At 67.2% G+C, this 15430-nt stretch carries 14 protein-coding genes and 1 tRNA gene; 7 read left to right on the top strand and 8 right to left on the bottom strand.

Annotated elements, in window-relative coordinates:
* The first annotated feature begins 39 nt into the window (after positions 1-39).
* Positions 40-639, top strand: coding sequence for a helix-turn-helix domain-containing protein (locus tag ABZ345_RS30045; RefSeq protein WP_359855878.1), 600 nt, complete (start codon positions 40-42; stop codon positions 637-639).
* A complete protein-coding gene (locus ABZ345_RS30040) occupies positions 636-1367 on the top strand; it encodes an SRPBCC domain-containing protein (protein WP_359855876.1) in 732 nt (243 codons plus the stop codon). The genes ABZ345_RS30045 and ABZ345_RS30040 overlap by 4 nt, the downstream gene beginning before the upstream one ends.
* On the opposite strand, the gene ABZ345_RS30035 is transcribed toward ABZ345_RS30040, so the two are convergent.
* On the bottom strand, positions 1343-2164 hold the full coding sequence (locus tag ABZ345_RS30035) for an endo alpha-1,4 polygalactosaminidase (protein ID WP_359855873.1): 822 nt from the start codon (positions 2162-2164) through the stop codon (positions 1343-1345). The two genes, ABZ345_RS30040 and ABZ345_RS30035, sit on opposite strands and share 25 nt — an antisense overlap.
* Positions 2165-2250: 86 nt before the next feature.
* On the opposite strand from ABZ345_RS30035, the gene dctA reads away from it, so the two are divergent.
* Positions 2251-3528, top strand: a complete 1278-nt coding sequence (gene dctA, locus ABZ345_RS30030) for a C4-dicarboxylate transporter DctA (RefSeq protein ID WP_359855870.1) — start codon at positions 2251-2253, stop codon at positions 3526-3528.
* Here dctA and ABZ345_RS30025 read toward each other — a convergent pair.
* Together ABZ345_RS30025 and ABZ345_RS30020 are read right to left on the bottom strand one after the other, a co-directional pair.
* Positions 3475-4914 carry a DUF885 domain-containing protein gene (locus ABZ345_RS30025; RefSeq protein ID WP_359855867.1) on the bottom strand — a complete coding sequence of 480 codons (1440 nt, stop codon included), beginning with the start codon at positions 4912-4914 and terminating at the stop codon, positions 3475-3477. The two genes, dctA and ABZ345_RS30025, sit on opposite strands and share 54 nt — an antisense overlap.
* The gene (locus tag ABZ345_RS30020) at positions 4907-6487 is read right to left on the bottom strand and encodes a DUF885 domain-containing protein (RefSeq protein WP_359855864.1); all 1581 of its coding nucleotides are present in this window, start codon (positions 6485-6487) and stop codon (positions 4907-4909) included. The genes ABZ345_RS30025 and ABZ345_RS30020 overlap by 8 nt, the downstream gene beginning before the upstream one ends.
* A gap of 65 nt (positions 6488-6552) precedes the next feature.
* Here ABZ345_RS30020 and ABZ345_RS30015 point away from each other — a divergent pair, with 65 nt between their 5' ends.
* A complete protein-coding gene (locus ABZ345_RS30015) occupies positions 6553-7212 on the top strand; it encodes an HNH endonuclease family protein (protein WP_359855861.1) in 660 nt (219 codons plus the stop codon).
* 400 nt (positions 7213-7612) lie between these two features.
* On the opposite strand, the gene ABZ345_RS30010 is transcribed toward ABZ345_RS30015, so the two are convergent.
* Positions 7613-7957, bottom strand: a complete 345-nt coding sequence (locus ABZ345_RS30010) for a hypothetical protein (RefSeq protein ID WP_359855858.1) — start codon at positions 7955-7957, stop codon at positions 7613-7615.
* Positions 7954-8697 carry a TauD/TfdA family dioxygenase gene (locus ABZ345_RS30005; protein WP_359855855.1) on the bottom strand — a complete coding sequence of 248 codons (744 nt, stop codon included), beginning with the start codon at positions 8695-8697 and terminating at the stop codon, positions 7954-7956. Before ABZ345_RS30005 ends, ABZ345_RS30010 begins: the two co-directional genes overlap by 4 nt.
* A 162-nt stretch (positions 8698-8859) precedes the next feature.
* On the opposite strand from ABZ345_RS30005, the gene ABZ345_RS30000 reads away from it, so the two are divergent.
* Together ABZ345_RS30000 and ABZ345_RS29995 are read left to right on the top strand one after the other, a co-directional pair.
* Positions 8860-9273: an NUDIX domain-containing protein gene (locus ABZ345_RS30000; protein WP_359855852.1), complete on the top strand. Its 414-nt coding sequence runs from the start codon at positions 8860-8862 to the stop codon at positions 9271-9273.
* Positions 9274-9807: 534 nt separating this feature from the next.
* Positions 9808-11031, top strand: a complete 1224-nt coding sequence (locus tag ABZ345_RS29995) for a tyrosine-type recombinase/integrase (protein ID WP_359855849.1) — start codon at positions 9808-9810, stop codon at positions 11029-11031.
* 19 nt (positions 11032-11050) lie between these two features.
* Here ABZ345_RS29995 and ABZ345_RS29990 read toward each other — a convergent pair.
* Positions 11051-11124 (bottom strand) — tRNA-Thr (locus tag ABZ345_RS29990).
* 108 nt (positions 11125-11232) lie between these two features.
* Between ABZ345_RS29990 and ABZ345_RS29985 the strand changes: the two genes are divergently transcribed.
* Entirely contained in the window at positions 11233-12591 is a 1359-nt protein-coding gene (locus ABZ345_RS29985; protein ID WP_359855847.1) for a hypothetical protein, read from the top strand.
* On the opposite strand, the gene ABZ345_RS29980 is transcribed toward ABZ345_RS29985, so the two are convergent.
* Complete coding sequence (locus tag ABZ345_RS29980; RefSeq protein ID WP_359855845.1) at positions 12545-13738, bottom strand: glucuronyl hydrolase; 1194 nt, start codon at positions 13736-13738, stop codon at positions 12545-12547. The genes ABZ345_RS29985 and ABZ345_RS29980 overlap by 47 nt on opposite strands.
* Complete coding sequence (locus tag ABZ345_RS29975) at positions 13735-15324, bottom strand: L-lactate permease (protein WP_359855842.1); 1590 nt, start codon at positions 15322-15324, stop codon at positions 13735-13737. Before ABZ345_RS29975 ends, ABZ345_RS29980 begins: the two co-directional genes overlap by 4 nt.
* Between the last annotated feature and the right edge of the window lie 106 nt (positions 15325-15430).

Genomic DNA, 15430 nt, shown 5'->3' with positions numbered 1-15430 from the left:
GTTCTTGACTAATTTTGTTTTCGGTGTGACGCTTGCGCCATGTTCGAAGTGGCGGTGATCGAGGACCCGGCGGCGGCCGAGGTGTCGCTGGACCCGGTGCGGGCGCGGCTGCTCGCGGAGCTGGCAGAGCCGGGATCGGCGACGATGCTCGCCGCGAAGGTCGGCCTGCCCAGGCAGAAGGTGAACTACCACCTGCGCACACTGGAGCAGCACGGCCTGGTGGAGCTCGTCGAGGAACGGCGCAAGGGCAACGTCAACGAGCGCCTGATGCAGGCGACGGCGGCGTCCTACGTCATCTCACCGACGGCGCTCGCGGCCGTCCAACCCGACCCGGCGCGCTCACCCGACCGGTTGTCCGCGCGATGGCTGCTGGCGGTCTCGGCCAGGCTGGTGCGCGACGTCGGCACGTTGATCACGGGCGCGACCAAGGCGAAGAAGCGGCTCGCGACGTTCGCGCTGGACGGTGAGATCAGGTTCGCGACGGCGGCTGACCGCGCCGCGTTCGCCGAGGAGCTGGCGAACTGCGTGACGCAGCTCGTCTCGAAGTACCACGACGAACAGGCCGAAGGAGGGCGCGCGCACCGAGTCGTCGTCGCCCTGCACCCCAGCGTCGTCAGCGCCAAGGAGGAAGAGTCGTGACGCGCGAGTTCGAGATCAAGAAGGAAGTCGAGGTCGAGGGCACCCCGGAGCAGGTCTGGGAGGCCATCGCGACGGGACCCGGTATCGACTCCTGGTTCATGGGCCCGCACACGGTCGACGGACGCCTCGGTGGCCGCATGACGCTCGACCTGGGGTTCTTCCAGGAGGCCTCGACGATCACCACGTGGGAGCCGGGCAAGCACCTCGCCTACGAAAGCGACAAGGCCGACGACGGCACGGTCCACGCGATGGAGTACCTGATCGAGGCGCGGGAGGGCGGCTCGACCGTGCTCCGGTTCGTGCACAGCGGCATCCTCGGCGACGGCTGGAGCGATGAGTACCTCGACCAGACCTCGTACGGCTGGGACATGTACCTCGCCACACTGGGCCAGTACGTCAAGCACTTCAGCGGCCGACACGGCACGTACGTGTTCGCCCAGGCGCCCCAGGAGCAGCCCGACGACGCGTGGGCACGACTGCTCGCGGCGCTCGGTGTGCCTGCCGACCCCAAGATCGGCGACGAGGTCACGCTGGAGCCGTTCGGCATCACCGGGGTCGTCGACTTCGCCTACGACCTGCCGGGGGTGTTCCTCAGCGTGCGCGGCACCGATGGCCTGTACCGGTTCCACGGCACCCGCGCCGTAGGACACCACATCTTCGGTGACGCGACGGGTCAGAGCGAGAAGTGGGCCGCGTTCCTCGCTCAGGCGCTGGGACAGACCTCGTAGACGTAGTCGTCGTGCCCGTACGGCACCACGTTCCGGTCACGGCGGATGACTGACACCTTGCCGCCGTGATCGGCACACGACTTCTGGAACGCCTCGTCGGTGTACTCGATCTGGAAGTAGTTGTCGCCGAACGCCTCCGCGTACGGCTTGCACTCGTCGTTGGCCTGGCAGTCCTCGGTGATCGCGAAGTCGAAGCCGATGTACTTCTTGCCCGAGTCGCCCAGCTCACCGCCGTTCTTCTGCGCCACCGCGAGGCCCATCTGGTGCGCGTGCTTCACGAACCCCTTCATGAACTCCTTGGTGGCGTTGATGTCGAACGCCCCGCCGGCACGCGTGTGCGAGTCGAGGTTGTCCGCCTCGATCGCCTGGTAGCGCGACGTCTTGCAGTCGTCTATCCACTTCTTCTGGACGTCGAGGATCTTGCCGCGCTTCTCGGCGGTGGAGATGTCGAGGATGCCCTCGCCCCACTCCGGGTCGACCATCGGCTCGCCGTTCGACTGCTTGAGCAGCAGGTCGCCGTGGTTCTGCTTCCACCAGCTCAGGCTGCCGTCCATCGGATCCGGCTGCGTCTGCAGGGCGTTGAGGTAGCAGATGTTGTAGCGGTCGCCGACGGGGATCTTGCTGCGGTCCCGCACCACGATCTTGACCCGCGCGTCCGGCTGGTAGACCCCGCCGATCTGGTAGTCGAACTTGCCGCCGCTGGGCGGTAGCTGGACGGGCGGCGCGTCGGGGTCGCTCGCACCGCTGCAGGAAGCGACCAGCAGGAGCAGGGCGGCGACCGCCGCGACTGGCTTCATGCGCCGCAGTCTGTCACCCGTCGGATAGTGCAGGCGTAACACTCAGGGCACTCCATCGCTCACAAATGATATTTAGCTTCCAGGATGTGAAATCTCGGTCGCTCTTCTTGCAGTTGTTCGTCGCCGTCGTCGCCGGTGTGCTCGTGGGCCACTACTTCCGGGCCCTCGGCACCGACCTGAAGCCGATCGGGGACGGCTTCATCAAGCTGATCAAGATGGTGATCGCGCCACTGATCTTCTGCGTGGTGGCGACGGGTATCGCGAAGGTCGGTGACCTGCGCGCGGTCGGCCGGATCGGCGTGAAGGCGCTGATCTACTTCGAGGTGGTGTCGACGGCCGCGCTCGCGCTCGGCCTGCTGGTCGGCAACGTGGTGCGACCGGGTTCCGGGATGAACGTGAATCCGTCCACGCTGGACGCCTCCGCCGTGGAGACGAAGACGCAGGGCGGTCACCTCCCCGGCGTCGTCCAGTTCCTGCTGGACCTCATTCCTTCCAGTGTGGTGGACGCGTTGGCGCGCAACGCGTTGCTTCAGGTGCTGTTGTTCGCCGTGCTGTTCGGCTGCGCGCTGGCCCAACTGGGCGAGCGCGCGACGCCCGTGGTGGATCTGCTGGAACGCGTCAACCTGGCCTTCTTCACGGTGCTGGGCTACGTGATGAAGCTGGCGCCGCTCGGTGCGTTCGGCGCGATGGCGTTCCTGGTCGGGCAGTACGGGCTGGGCTCGTTGCGCACGTACATGTGGCTGATCCTGTCGGCCTACGGCGCGGCACTGCTGTTCTGCGTGTTGCTCGGAGTGATCGCGTGGACGTTCGCAAGGGTCAACCTGCTGCGATTCCTGCGGTACACGAGGGAGGAGTTCCTGCTGGCGCTCGGCACCGCGTCGTCGGAGGCCGTGCTGCCGCGGATGATGGTGAAGCTGCAGCGTGCCGGCTGCGCGCCCGCGTCGGTCGGCCTGGTGCTGCCGACCGGGTACTCGTTCAACCTGGACGGCGCCTCCATCTACCTGTCACTGGCGACGGTGTTCCTCGCGCAGGCGTTGAACGTGCCGTTGGACCTCGGTGACCAGCTGACGATCGTGCTGGTGCTCGTGCTGACCTCGAAGGGCATGGCCGGCGTGCCGGGCTCGGCGTTCCTCGCGCTGTCGGCGACGGTCGCCGCGGTCGGCTCGATCCCGGCCGCGGCGGTCGCACTGCTGCTCGGCGCGGACCGGATCATGGATTCGATGCGCGTCTTCACGAACCTGCTGGGCAACTGCGTGGCGACATTCGTCGTGTCGCGCTGGGAAGGGCTGCTGGATTCCGATCAGATGAGGTCAGCCCTCGGCGAGCCAGTCCGTGACGACCTCGTCGAGCAGCGCGAGGGTTAGCCGTCCCCTGCCGAGCACGACCTCGTGGAAGTCGCGCACGTCCCTGCCCGCCTCGTCGGACTTCCTGCGCAGTTCGTCGAACTTGAGGCGGCCGACCATGTACGCGAGCGCCTGCCCCGGTTGGGCGAGGTAGCGGTCGACCTCGGCCTCGGCCAGCTCGCGCGGCATCGGGGTGTTGCCGACGAGGTAGTCGACGGCCAGCTGCCGGCTCCAGCCGTGCGCGTGCAGGCCTGTGTCGGCGACGAGCCTGCCCGCGCGCTTGGCGTCCATCGTGAGCATGCCGAGTCTCGCCTCTTCGTCGCTGTAGAGGCCCATCTCGTCGGCGAGGCGTTCGCAGTAGAGCGCCCATCCCTCGCTGAACGCGGTGACACGGGCCTTGCGGCGCAGCAGGGGAAGGTCTTCTAGCAGGAGGACCCTTTCGCTCTCGAAGTGATGGCCGGGCACCGCCTCGTGGAACGCCGTCGCCTCCGCGATGCTCCGAAGCCGGGTGTGCGGTTGTTTGGTGGTGACGAAGTATGTGCCGGGGCGGCTGCCGTCGAGCGCGCAGGCCAGGTAGTGCGGTGGCGTGCTCGCGGGCACCGACGACGCGGCTTCGGCGATCACGCACTGCTGTGCCGGAACCGTGCGGAACCATTGCGGGGCAACGGCTTCAGCCCTGCGCACTGCCGCCTCGGCGTCATGGATCATCTCCTCGGCGCTGGTGTACCTGGAATCTCGATGGTCACCGAGCTCGCTTCTGAGGTTCTCGACGAGCTTGCGGCCGGTGGCGTGCAGGTCGTCCGGGCCGAGATCCAGCGTCGTGTGCGTGCGGATCGCCTTGCGGTACAACGCTTCGCCGTCCGGCAACCAGCACAGCCCGGCGTGCTCGGTATCCCTGCCGTACGGCAGGACGTCGTTCTTCAGCACGTCGCGGTACTGCTGCAACCCCGGCACGTTGTGCTGGTCGACGAGTGCGATCGCCTGTTCCACGAGGTGCTTGACGGGCATCCGGCCCGCGGCGATGCCCTCGCGGTGCCGTTCGGCGACCGTGGCGAGAAATCGCGGCACGGCGTGGTGACTCTTCAGCTGGGGCAGGAAGTAGAGCAGCTCGGGCACCGCGGACTGGATGTACCCGCTCACGCCGAACTCGATAGTCCTCGACTCGAGGGTGTCGCACTCCACCTGGGTCAGGTGCAGGACGAGGCCCTGGGTGATGCGGTCGTCCTGGGTCTGCGGAGCTCGTCGTTCCGCTTCACTCCTGATCTCCTGGTAGCGCCGCAGGTGATCCTGGTCCGCCTCATCGCTGTGATCCTGCAGCGCGCCGTCGTCGCGCAGGCCCAGCAGGTTCGCCCGCAGGGTGTGGTGGTCGAACATCAGGCCGGACAGCCGATCCGCGAGGTCACGCATCGGCGAGCCACTCCTTCACGACCTCGTCGAGCAGCGCGAGCGTGAGCCTGCCCTGGCTGAGCACGACCTCGTGGAAGTCGCGGACGTCCCTGCCCGCCCGGTCGGACCTCGCGCGCAGCTCCTCGAACTTGAGGCGCCCCACCATGTACGCGAGCGCCTGCCCCGGTTCGCCGAGGTAACGGTCCACTTCGGACTCGATTTGTGTCAGTCCCATCGGGGTGTTCTCGACGAGGAAGTCGATGGCCTGCTGCCGGCTCCATCCCTTGGCGTGCAAGCCGGTGTCCACGACCAGCCGTCCCGCGCGCATGGCGTCCATCGTGAGCATGCCGAGCCTCGACTCGTCGTTGCTGTACAGCCCCATCTCGTCCGCGAGGCGTTCGCAGTACAACGCCCACCCCTCGCCGAACACGCTGATCGGCGACTTCCGCCGGACGACGGGAAGGTCCTTGAGCGCCGCCGCCTTGCTGTACTCGAAGTGATGTCCGGGCACAGCCTCGTGGTACGCCGTGGCCTCGTCCTCGATCTTGAGCCGGTTCTGCGGTTCCTTGGTGTTGACGAAGTACGTGCCGGGCCGGCTGCCGTCGTCCGCGGCCGGGAAGTAGTGCGGCGGCACGTGCGCCGGAACCGCCTCCGGCGCTGCCTCGATCGCGCACTTGTCGTCCGGCAACGCGTGGAACCACTGCGGCGCCGCGGCTTCAGCCTTCTCCACTGCCCTGCGCGCGCCTTCGAGCATCTCCTCGGCGCTGCTGTGGCGGAACGTCAGGTCGTTGCGGATCCGGTCGAACACGTCGTCGCCGTACTGGGCGAACTCGCGTTTGAGGTCCTCGATGAGCCTTCTGCCGGTGGCGTGCAGTTCCTCCGGGTCGAGGTCCTCGGTCGTGTGCGCCCGGACCGCCTTCCGGTAGACGGCGTCACCACCGGGCAACCAGCACAGGCCAGGGTGCTCCGTGTCGCGTCCCAGCGGCAGCGCCTCGTTCCGCAGGAAGTCGCGGTAGTTCTCGATGGCGGGCTTGAGCTTCTCGTCGATGATGGCGCCCGCGCCGTCCACGACGTCGAACGCGCTGAGGTTCTCGAGATGGCGTCCCATCAACTCAATGGCCTGCTCCACCAGGTGTTTCACCGGCGTGCGCCCGTTCTCGAACCCGTTGCGATGGCGTTCGATCATCGTGGCGAAGAACCCGTCGAGCCCGCGCAGCCGTTCCAGGTACCCGGCTCGGCGTTCGTCGGTGTCGACCGGCAGCCGCGGCAGGAACGCGAGCGTGCCCGGCACCGTCGTGCGGATGTTGGCGCTGATGCCGAACTCGACGTGCTTGGCCGCGATCTCGTCCTGCTGCGTGCGCACCTCGTGCAGCACGATCCCGAGCGTGATGCGCTCGGACAGGTCCGCGGGCTCGAGCCGCCTCACCGCGTCCCCCAGCGCTTGGAGCCTCACCGCGTACCGCTGGTCGGCCTCCTCGCTGTGATCGACGAGCGACTCGTGGTCGACGTCGAAGCCCATCAGGCTGGCGTCGACCGGATAGCGGTCGAGAATGGTGTCGAAGAGCCGGTCGGCGAGCACGTTGACTGCGGACATTCGTCCCCCCGGAGTTACGCCGTTGAGCGGCCATCACCGCCTTTTGCGGCGGGTATGCCCTTTCCATGCGGTGGCTGCTGCTGATCGTCCTGCTGACCGGCTGTTCCGCTCTACCCCTGACATCACCCACCCCCCAGATAGACCACGTGCCCACCGGAACCCTCGACGCCGCGGGCGCGCGCACCTCTCTCGCAGCGCTACCTGTTGCCGCACCGGGCCGTCTGGACGGATACGTCCGCGATTGCAACGACGGCAAGGCGTGCGTGTTCGGCCAGCCGTGGTTCGACACCGACGGCGACGGCTGCGACCAGCGCAGCCAGGTCCTGGCCCGCGACCTGACCGGCGTCTCGCGCAAGCCGGGCCGCTGTTCCGTGCAGTCCGGCACCCTCGACGACCCGTACACAGGCACGCGCGTCACCAGCGTGTCGAAGATCCAGATCGACCACGTGGTGCCGCTGGCCGAGATGTGGCGCAGCGGAGCGGCCGGCTGGCCTCCGGAGCAACGGCTGGCGGCGGCCAACGACCTGCGGAACCTGGTGGCGGTCTCGGGCAAGGTCAACCAGTCGAAGGGTGACAAGACGCCCGACGAGTGGATGCCGCCCAACGCCGGATACGCGTGCTCGTACTCGCGGATCTACGTGACGGTGAAGACGGCGTACGGGCTGAGTGTGGCTCCGGCGGAACGTGCGGCCTTGGAGAACGCGCTCACGACGTGCGGAGCCTGAGCTATGTCGAGATGGCGAGGAAGATACAGAAAGACCCAGGTCAGGAAGCCTGACCTGGGTCTTATCTCACCGAGCCGCCTATCGGAATCGAACCGATGACCTGCTCATTACGAGTTCCCTGGTGTTCATGTTGAGGACTGACGGGTAGTACCGCACCGGTCTGATTGATCCTGGTCAGGCCGGTGCGGCTGCCGTTCGGTGCCGTTGTCGATCAGCTCGTTTCGGAGCGTTCGGGCACACAATGGGCACACTTTGCGAGCCCCCATCTCGTCCCCGCTGACCAGCACGGATGCTGCTCCGCAGACGGCGAACTAGAGTGCGATCCCCCGGAAGTTGATCGGCCGTTCTCGCGCGTCGACCGCGTGCACCAATGATCGGAAGACCCCGGCTGCTGGTCTGACTACGGCGTCCACAGGATCGGCCCGGTCGCCTTCACGAGCCGAGGCGCGAGCCGATCGCCAGGAGCAGGAACGCTCAGCAGCTCCTGAACCACGTTCGTCAGCGACCCCGTGCGCTCCCACACGATGCCGGGCGGCTCATCCCCATCAGTGCGCAACGCCATCGCGTCGTCTTCATCTCGAACGCGAACAGCGTCGATCCATCCGCCTGGCCAGGCTCGGTAGCCGTCGACCTGTGTCGGCACGCCCTCGACCGCGTCGCGGTGGACGAAGGCCCAGCCCGCATCTCTGATCGCAATGAGCGCAGCAAGTGCGGGAAAGGCGCGGATCGCTGCGTCGTCACTCATGCGGCATCACTCGACGCTCGGACGCGAACACCCGTCGCCACAACCAGTTCGGGCAACGGGGCTCCGTTCACGCGGTGAACCACACGCTGCCCGGTGAACGCTCGTCGACCATGCAACCAGCGGTGGTTGTCCAGCACGTAGCCCTGCCCGGCAGCGAGCCTGAACTCGAACGCGTGGCGGTCGATCGCCGCGCGCAGCACTGGGATCCAGCGGTCGACCTCAGGTGCGAACTGAGCGAGCTCGTCGAGCCGAAGTCTGACGGCGATCCGGCCGCCGCCGTTGTCGCTGAAGATCGAGCTGAGGTGCCCGGCCGCGCCGCCGAACAAGACGGAGCGCGGAGTGCTCAAGGCGGTGAGCGCTTCCGGCTCCGACTCGGCGAGATCGTCGTACACGGCCTGGCCGTCGATGAGCACGCACTCGCCGCCAGCCGTCGCAGCCTGCGAGCAGCTCATCATCAGCAGCGCAGGCGGATGCGGAACGCCTGAGCGATCAGTGTGCGGGTTGAGCGCACAAGCGCTGAAGCCTGCGAATCCGCTGCGCACGATCGACTCACCAAGGTCAGCGATCGTGGTGACGCCATCAGGTCCGCTGTCCCGGTGCGGCACGACGATGGCGATCGACTGTGCGAGCCTGAGCAGGTCCTGGGGGCCGTCGAGACCGTCGACTACAGCGAGTCCCTGCTCGGCGATCAGCTCGACCAGGTTGGCGGAGTCCGCGTTGACGCGATACGGCTCGATCATGGCGTCTACCTCCCGAAACGACTCGTCTACGGGATCAGCAGAACGCTGTTCTGTCCACCACGTCCAGTGACAGGTTGTCAACACCGCGTCGCCTCGGCATGGTGGGTTCCGGTGCTACTTTGCCGTTGAGCAGCCTGCCCGCGAATCACGGAGGACACCTCGATGAGCCAGCTTGCCTACCCCGTCTCGATCAAGGGCGTGGTGGTCCGCGACGGCAAGGTGTTGCTGCTGAAGAACGAGCGGGAGGAGTGGGAACTGCCGGGCGGCCGCATCGAACCCGGAGAGACGCCGGAAGAGTGCGTTGCCCGAGAGATCATCGAGGAAACGCAGTGGAAGGTGACGACCGGGCCGATCCTCGACACGTGGATGTACTACATCAACGTCGCCGAGAAGAACGTGTTCATCGTGACCTACGGCTGTCACTCGGACGGCGACAGCGAACCCGTGCTTTCCCACGAGCACAAGGAAATCGGTCTGTTCGCCGAGGACGAGGTACCCGGCTTGAACATGCCCGAGGGCTACAAGCGCTCGATCGCGGCGTGGTTCGAGCGACTGCGTGCGGACGCGGTCAGGTAAGCCATGACGGGCGGACGGTGTGACGCATGTGGAGCCGGACTCAGTCGGCTCGCCGTCGAGCCGATCTGTCCCACCTGTCATGCCAGTGCGCGTCACGTCGCCCCGGTCGTTCCTGCTCGTCGACTCATGCCCGCCGTGTGGTTGTGGTCGGCACCAGAGGCAACCGCGGCCCTCAGAAGCGTCACACGACGTTGCGCTTGCCGCGATCCCGAGACAGGCAAGCAGTACGGCAAGGCCTGCCCCAGTGCCAAGAAGAAGGGACACGGGACAGTCGCGATCCGTCAAGAACTTCCATCCACAACGGACGGTGACCGTCGACTGTTTCGCCGCTCCGGCTACGCGACGGCTGAGGCAGCACAGGCCGACCTCGACAAGGTTCGAGCGCTGCTCGCTATCCCTGAGAAGGACGACGAAGAGGGCCGTGAGGCAGTCGCCGCACTGCTCGCACAGGTTGCGGCGGACAGTAAGCAGCCGATCCCGGACTACGACGAAACGAAGCGTCGTCTGCGGACCGGGCAGAGCCTCGTCAGCAAGATGACGGTCGGTGAATGGCTCGACGAGTGGTTGCCGGGCAAGCGCATCCGCAAGACAAGCCGCAGGCACTACGAGTCGGCGATCAGGGTGCACCTCAGGCCGCTCATCGGGCACATCCCGGTGACGAGGCTTCGGGTCAGCCACCTGAACGAGATGTTCGCGAAGATCGAGGAGAACAACGACGAGATCGTCGCGGCCAACGCGGCACGCCGGGCAGTCGACGACGCGCGCAAGCAGGCCACGAAACGAGCCGAGCAGCGTGCGTTTCGGGCGCAGCTTCGGGAGATGCCGCCGTTCCGGAGGACGACCGGACCTGCGGCACAGCTCAAGCTCCGAGCGACGCTGCGAGCAGCGCTGAACGACGCGATCGCACAGCAGATCATCACGTTCAATCCGGCTGCTCACGTCGAGGTCGAGCCAGGCAAGCGACCCAAGGCGTTGGTGTGGACCACCGAGCGCGTCGAGCAGTGGCAGCGGACCGGCGAGAAGCCGTCACCGGTCATGGTCTGGACGCCGGAGCAAACGGGCGAGTTCCTCGGCCTGGTGCACGAGGACAGGCTGTACGCGCTGTACCACCTGATCGCGTTCCGGGGCCTGCGTCGGGGCGAGGGTTGCGGGCTGCGCTGGTCAGACGTCGACCTCGACGCGAAGACGGCGACGGTCGCGACTCAACTCGTCCTCGACGGGTCGGACGTCGAGGAGGGAGACCCGAAGACGTCCAGCGGCGCGCGAGTCGTCGCACTGGACGCCGAGACGGTCAAGGTCCTGCGGACGCACAAGGCGCAACAGGCAGCCGAGCGGTTGGAGTGGGGCGAGGCCTGGATCAACACGGGCCGCGTGTTCACCGAAGCCGACGGGACGTTGCTGCACCCAGGCAAGGTGTCCGAGGCGTTCGAGAAGATCGTGCGGACATCGAGCCTCCCGCCGATCCGGCTGCACGACCTGCGGCACGGTGCGGCGACGCTCGCGCTCGCTGGTGGTGCGGACATGAAGACTGTGCAGGAAATGCTCGGCCACTCGTCCATCACGATCACGTCGGACATCTACACGAGCGTCCTCCCCGAGGTCGCCCACCGGGCCGCCGAAGCAGCGGCCAAGCTAGTGCCGCGCAGGTCCACCGGAACCGATGGGCACACTTCGGGCACACACGAGGCTCAAGAGAGCGCAGCACTACAGCTCGTCACAAACCTGGGGAATAGGAAAGACCCAGGTCAGGAAGCCTGACCTGGGTCTTATCTCACCGAGCCGCCTATCGGAATCGAACCGATGACCTGCTCATTACGAGTGAGCCGCTCTGGCCGACTGAGCTAAGGCGGCGAGACGCGACAACTATAACCGACCCGCAACCGCGTTACCGACAGGGGTCGGCTTCGTTGTACGGACCGTGACCGATGTCACCACCTCCTAGCCGCCGAGGAGTGGTTCATGCGCCGATCGTTGTCCGTGCCGCTGGCCGGGTTGTTGCTCGCGCTGGTCGCGGCACCCGCGCTCGCGCAGCCTCCGACCACACCGGTACCTGGGCCGCGCGACCCGAACCAGCCGCCCGCGTCGGCGCCGAACGGGCCGCAGTCGCTCGCGCACGCGGTCGGGGATGCGGGGACCGGGCTGTCGGTCATCAGGCTCGGGCCTCAGGGGGTGCCGACGAACACGATCCTGCCCGGGCTCAGCGATCAGCTGCCGAAGCAGGCGGTCACGGAGTTCGGGTTGGGGCTGGCGAGTGCGCAGGTCAACACCGAGGCGTTCCTGAGCACCGAGCGGGTGGTCACGCAGGCCAGCCCGTTCGGGTTCGCGGTGGCGGGGCGGTCGCCTCAGTCGCCGGGCACGCTCGTGCAGACGGCGATTCCGGACAACCCGCAGCCGACCAATGGCGGACTGCCGATTCCTGAGACGCCGCTGGGCAAGCTCCGGCTGCTCAACGGCAGCGTGCAGGCGCGGTGGGACGAGAAGCTCGGGCCGTGCGTCAGTCCGCTGGCTACGGCGAGGACCTCGCTCGCCGGGCTCGAGGTGCTCAGCGCGTTGCCGGCCGAGGTGCCGTTGCCGACGAAGAGCCTGGTGAGCATCCCGGACACGTTCGAGGCCAACTCGAACGTCCGGCTCGTCGACCTGCCCGGAAGCAAGAACAAGGCTGTCGAGTCGACGTCGACCATGCGCGCGGTGAGCGTGGAGATCGCGGGCGGCATCAAGATCGACGTCGCCAGCCCGCCGACGCTCACGGCCACGGCCACCGGGGACGAGAAGACGTCGAAGATCACGTACACCGCGCCGGTGCTCAAGGTCAGCCAGAACGGCAAGGATCTCGGCACGCTGGACGCGGCGCACCCGGCGTTGGACGTTCCGCTCCTGCTCGACCTGGTGGTCATCAAGCTGCAGATCGCCGGGCTCACCGAGAAGAAGGCGAGCTTCTCGGGCAACGGGTTCAGCGGGTTCCAGCTCGGGGCGACGGCGCGGATGCTCGACGTGCAGCTGTTGCCGACGGACAAGCTGAAGCTGCCGAACCTGCCCGCGGCGCTGGCGCAGATCTCGCTCGGCGAGCAGATCGTGCGGGCCGCGGCACCGCAGGGTGGAGTGGTGTGCGGAACGGCCCAGCCGCCGCAGGAGCCCGGTGGCGGGGCGGCGCCTCCCCCTCAGAAGACGCCGCCGCTCGCCTACACCAACGCCGCGTACCAGTCGATCCCGCTGTTCTGGCTCGGCACGGGACTGCTGCTCGCGGGCGTGGTCCTGGTGGCCGCGCTGCCGGTCAGAGGCCGATCGCGCGTCCGAGCTCCCGGGGTTTCAGGACCCTGAGCAACGCCTCCATGAGGTAGTAGTCGCCGTAGGGCAGGGACACCTCGATGCCGGTCTCGATGCGGCGGTTGCGGGTGCCGCGCGCCAGGATGGCCTCGTGCTTCTCGGCACGGGTCGTCAAACACGTGCGGCACAACGCGTCCAGGATGCGCAGAGCGGCCACGCGGTACGACAACCGTCCCGTGGCTGCGGCCAAGTCCAGCAGGCCGCACGCCATGATGGCGCCCGCCGACGAGTCCTTGACGTCGTTGGGCGCCAACGGTGAGCGGTAGTCCCACACCGGAATGTGGTCCGGCGTAAGAGCATCGAGAGCGAAGTCCGCGAGTTTCCGGGCAGCGTCGATGAACTCGCGCTTACGAGACCGCCGGTACATCGTCGTGAAGCCGTAGATGCCCCATGCCTGACCACGCGACCAGCACGACGTCGGGCTGTAGCCCTGGTTCGTGTTGGGACCGATGTCCTCGCCGGTGTCCGGGTTGAAGTCGAAGACGTGCGGCGTGGAGCCGTCCGGCCGGATGAACTTCGCCCGGGTCGTCGAAGCGTGCGCCACGGCCACGTCCAGGAACCGCGACTCCCCCGTCTGCTCCGACGCGAACGTCAGCAGGTCCAGGTTCATCATCGTGTCCATGATCGCGCGGCCCGCGTTGGTGGGCGTGCCGAGCGCTCCCCACGCCCTGATGAAGCGGCCCTTGTCGTTGTAGCGCTGGATCAACGACGACGCGGCCTGCACCGCGCCGTCACGCCACGAGACGTCGCCGGTGATCCGGTACGCGGTCACCCACGACGGGTAGAACAGGAAGCCCAGGTCGTGGATCGACGTGTCGGTGCGCCGCGGTGAGAGCCTCAAAGCCGACTCCACCGCCCACTTCTTGAACTGCTCGTCGCCGGAGTCGAGGAACGCGAGCCAGTGCATGCCCGGCCAGAAACCGCCGACCCAGCCGCCGGAGTTGACGTAGGTCCACTTCTCGAACTTCGTCTCCTCGGGGAACGAGGTGACGTTCGGCGCGACCTGGCGCAGCTTCCCCAGCGCGTAGTCCAGGGAATCCCGGAACAGCCGGGAGGAGGCAGCCGACGCCTCCCCGGCAGCCCCGGCAACGATCGGGGCCGCCGCAGCCGCACCGAGCAGGGTCCTGCGACTGAACGTCATGGCACCATCCATCCGAGCACGGGTGTGGACTGCAGGTACGCGACCACGCACGTCACCAGCAGCAGCAACAGACTCCAGCCGAACACCTTGCGGAACAGGTCGCCCTCGCGACCCACCAGGCCCGCCGCCGCGGTGCCGATCGCCAGGTTCTGCGGCGAGATCATCTTCGCCATCACGCCGCCCGAGCTGTTCGAGGCGCCGAACAGGAACGGCGACGTGCCGAGCTGCTGCGCCGCGGTGACCTGCAGGCCGCCGAACAACGCGTTGGAGCCCGCGTCCGTGCCGGTGATCGCGACGCCGAACCAGCCGACGACCGGCGACAGGAACGCGAAGAACGCGCCGGTCCCCGCGAGCCAGAGACCCAGGGTCGTGATCTGGCCCGAGTAGTTCATGACGTAGGACAGCGAGAACACCGCGAGGATCGCCACGATCGCCCAGCTGAACTGCTTGATCGTCTGGCCGTAGATCTCCAGGCCCTTCCGGACGCCGATCCCCAGCAGGGCCATCGTGATCAGGCCGGACAGGAACAGCAGCGAGCCCGTCGCGGACGCCCAGTTCAGCGCGTACTCGACCTTGATCGGCTTGCCGGCCGCGTTCGTCAGGTGCATGCCGGGCCACAGGAACTTGTAGGTCAGCGAGTCGAGGAACTTCTTCACCGGCACGATCTGCGCGATCGAGAAGATCACCACGATGATCGCGTACGGGGAGAAGGCCATGATCACGTCGCGCCGCGAGTCCGTCGTCGCACCGCCCGCGATGACCGGCGGCAGCGACCGTGCCGGCTGCCACACCCGCACCAACAGGATCACCGCGAGCACCGACACGATGGCCGCGATGATGTCGCACAGCTTGTAGGACCAGAAGTTCGAGACCAGGTACTGCGTGATCGCGAACGAGCCACCCGCCACGAGAGCGGCCGGCCACGCCTGCTTGAGGCCGCGCCTGCCGTCCACCACGAAGATCAGCACGAACGGCACGAGCAGCGCCAGGATCGGCACCTGACGACCGGCCATCGCGCCGAACGTGTCAGCGGGCAGCCCGGTGACCGTGTTCAGGACCGTGATCGGGTTGCCCATGCCGCCGAACGCCACCGGCGCGGTGTCGGCGATCAGCGCCAGCGCCACCGCCTTCATCGGGTCGACGCCCACGGCGATCAACATGACCGAGCAGATCGCGACGGGCCCACCGCCACCGGCCAGCGCCTCGAGCAGCGCGCCGAACGAGAACGCGATGACGATCGCCTGCACCCGTTGGTCGTCACTAATAGAGCTGAACGACCGCCGGAGCACGGCGAAATGTCCGCTGTGGACCGTCAGGTTGTAGATCCAGATGGCGTTGAACGTGATCCACAGGACCACGAGCACGCTGGTAGCCGCACCGAACGCCGCGGAGTTGAGCGCCTGCCCGAGCGGCATCGAGTAGCCGAACAACGCGACGCCGATCGCGAGCACGAGCGCGGTCAACCCCGCCCAATGAGCCTTCCACTTGAGACCGCCGAGCAGCACGAGCACGGCAACGAGCGGTATCAACGCGAGCAGAGCCGACAGAAATAACGATCCTGTCGGATTCGGGTTCTGCTGGTACACCAAGGCCGCCTTTCTTCGCCTCTCGTCACCGGCGGCGTGGTGAGCGGAGGCTTGTTCCAGTCCACGGAACCGTGTTCCATGTTGGTCGGCGCACATCGTGTCACTC

Source organism: Lentzea sp. NPDC005914, from assembly GCF_040629405.1.
GTDB lineage: Bacteria > Actinomycetota > Actinomycetes > Mycobacteriales > Pseudonocardiaceae > Lentzea.
This window is presented reverse-complemented; position numbering and strand designations above follow the sequence as displayed.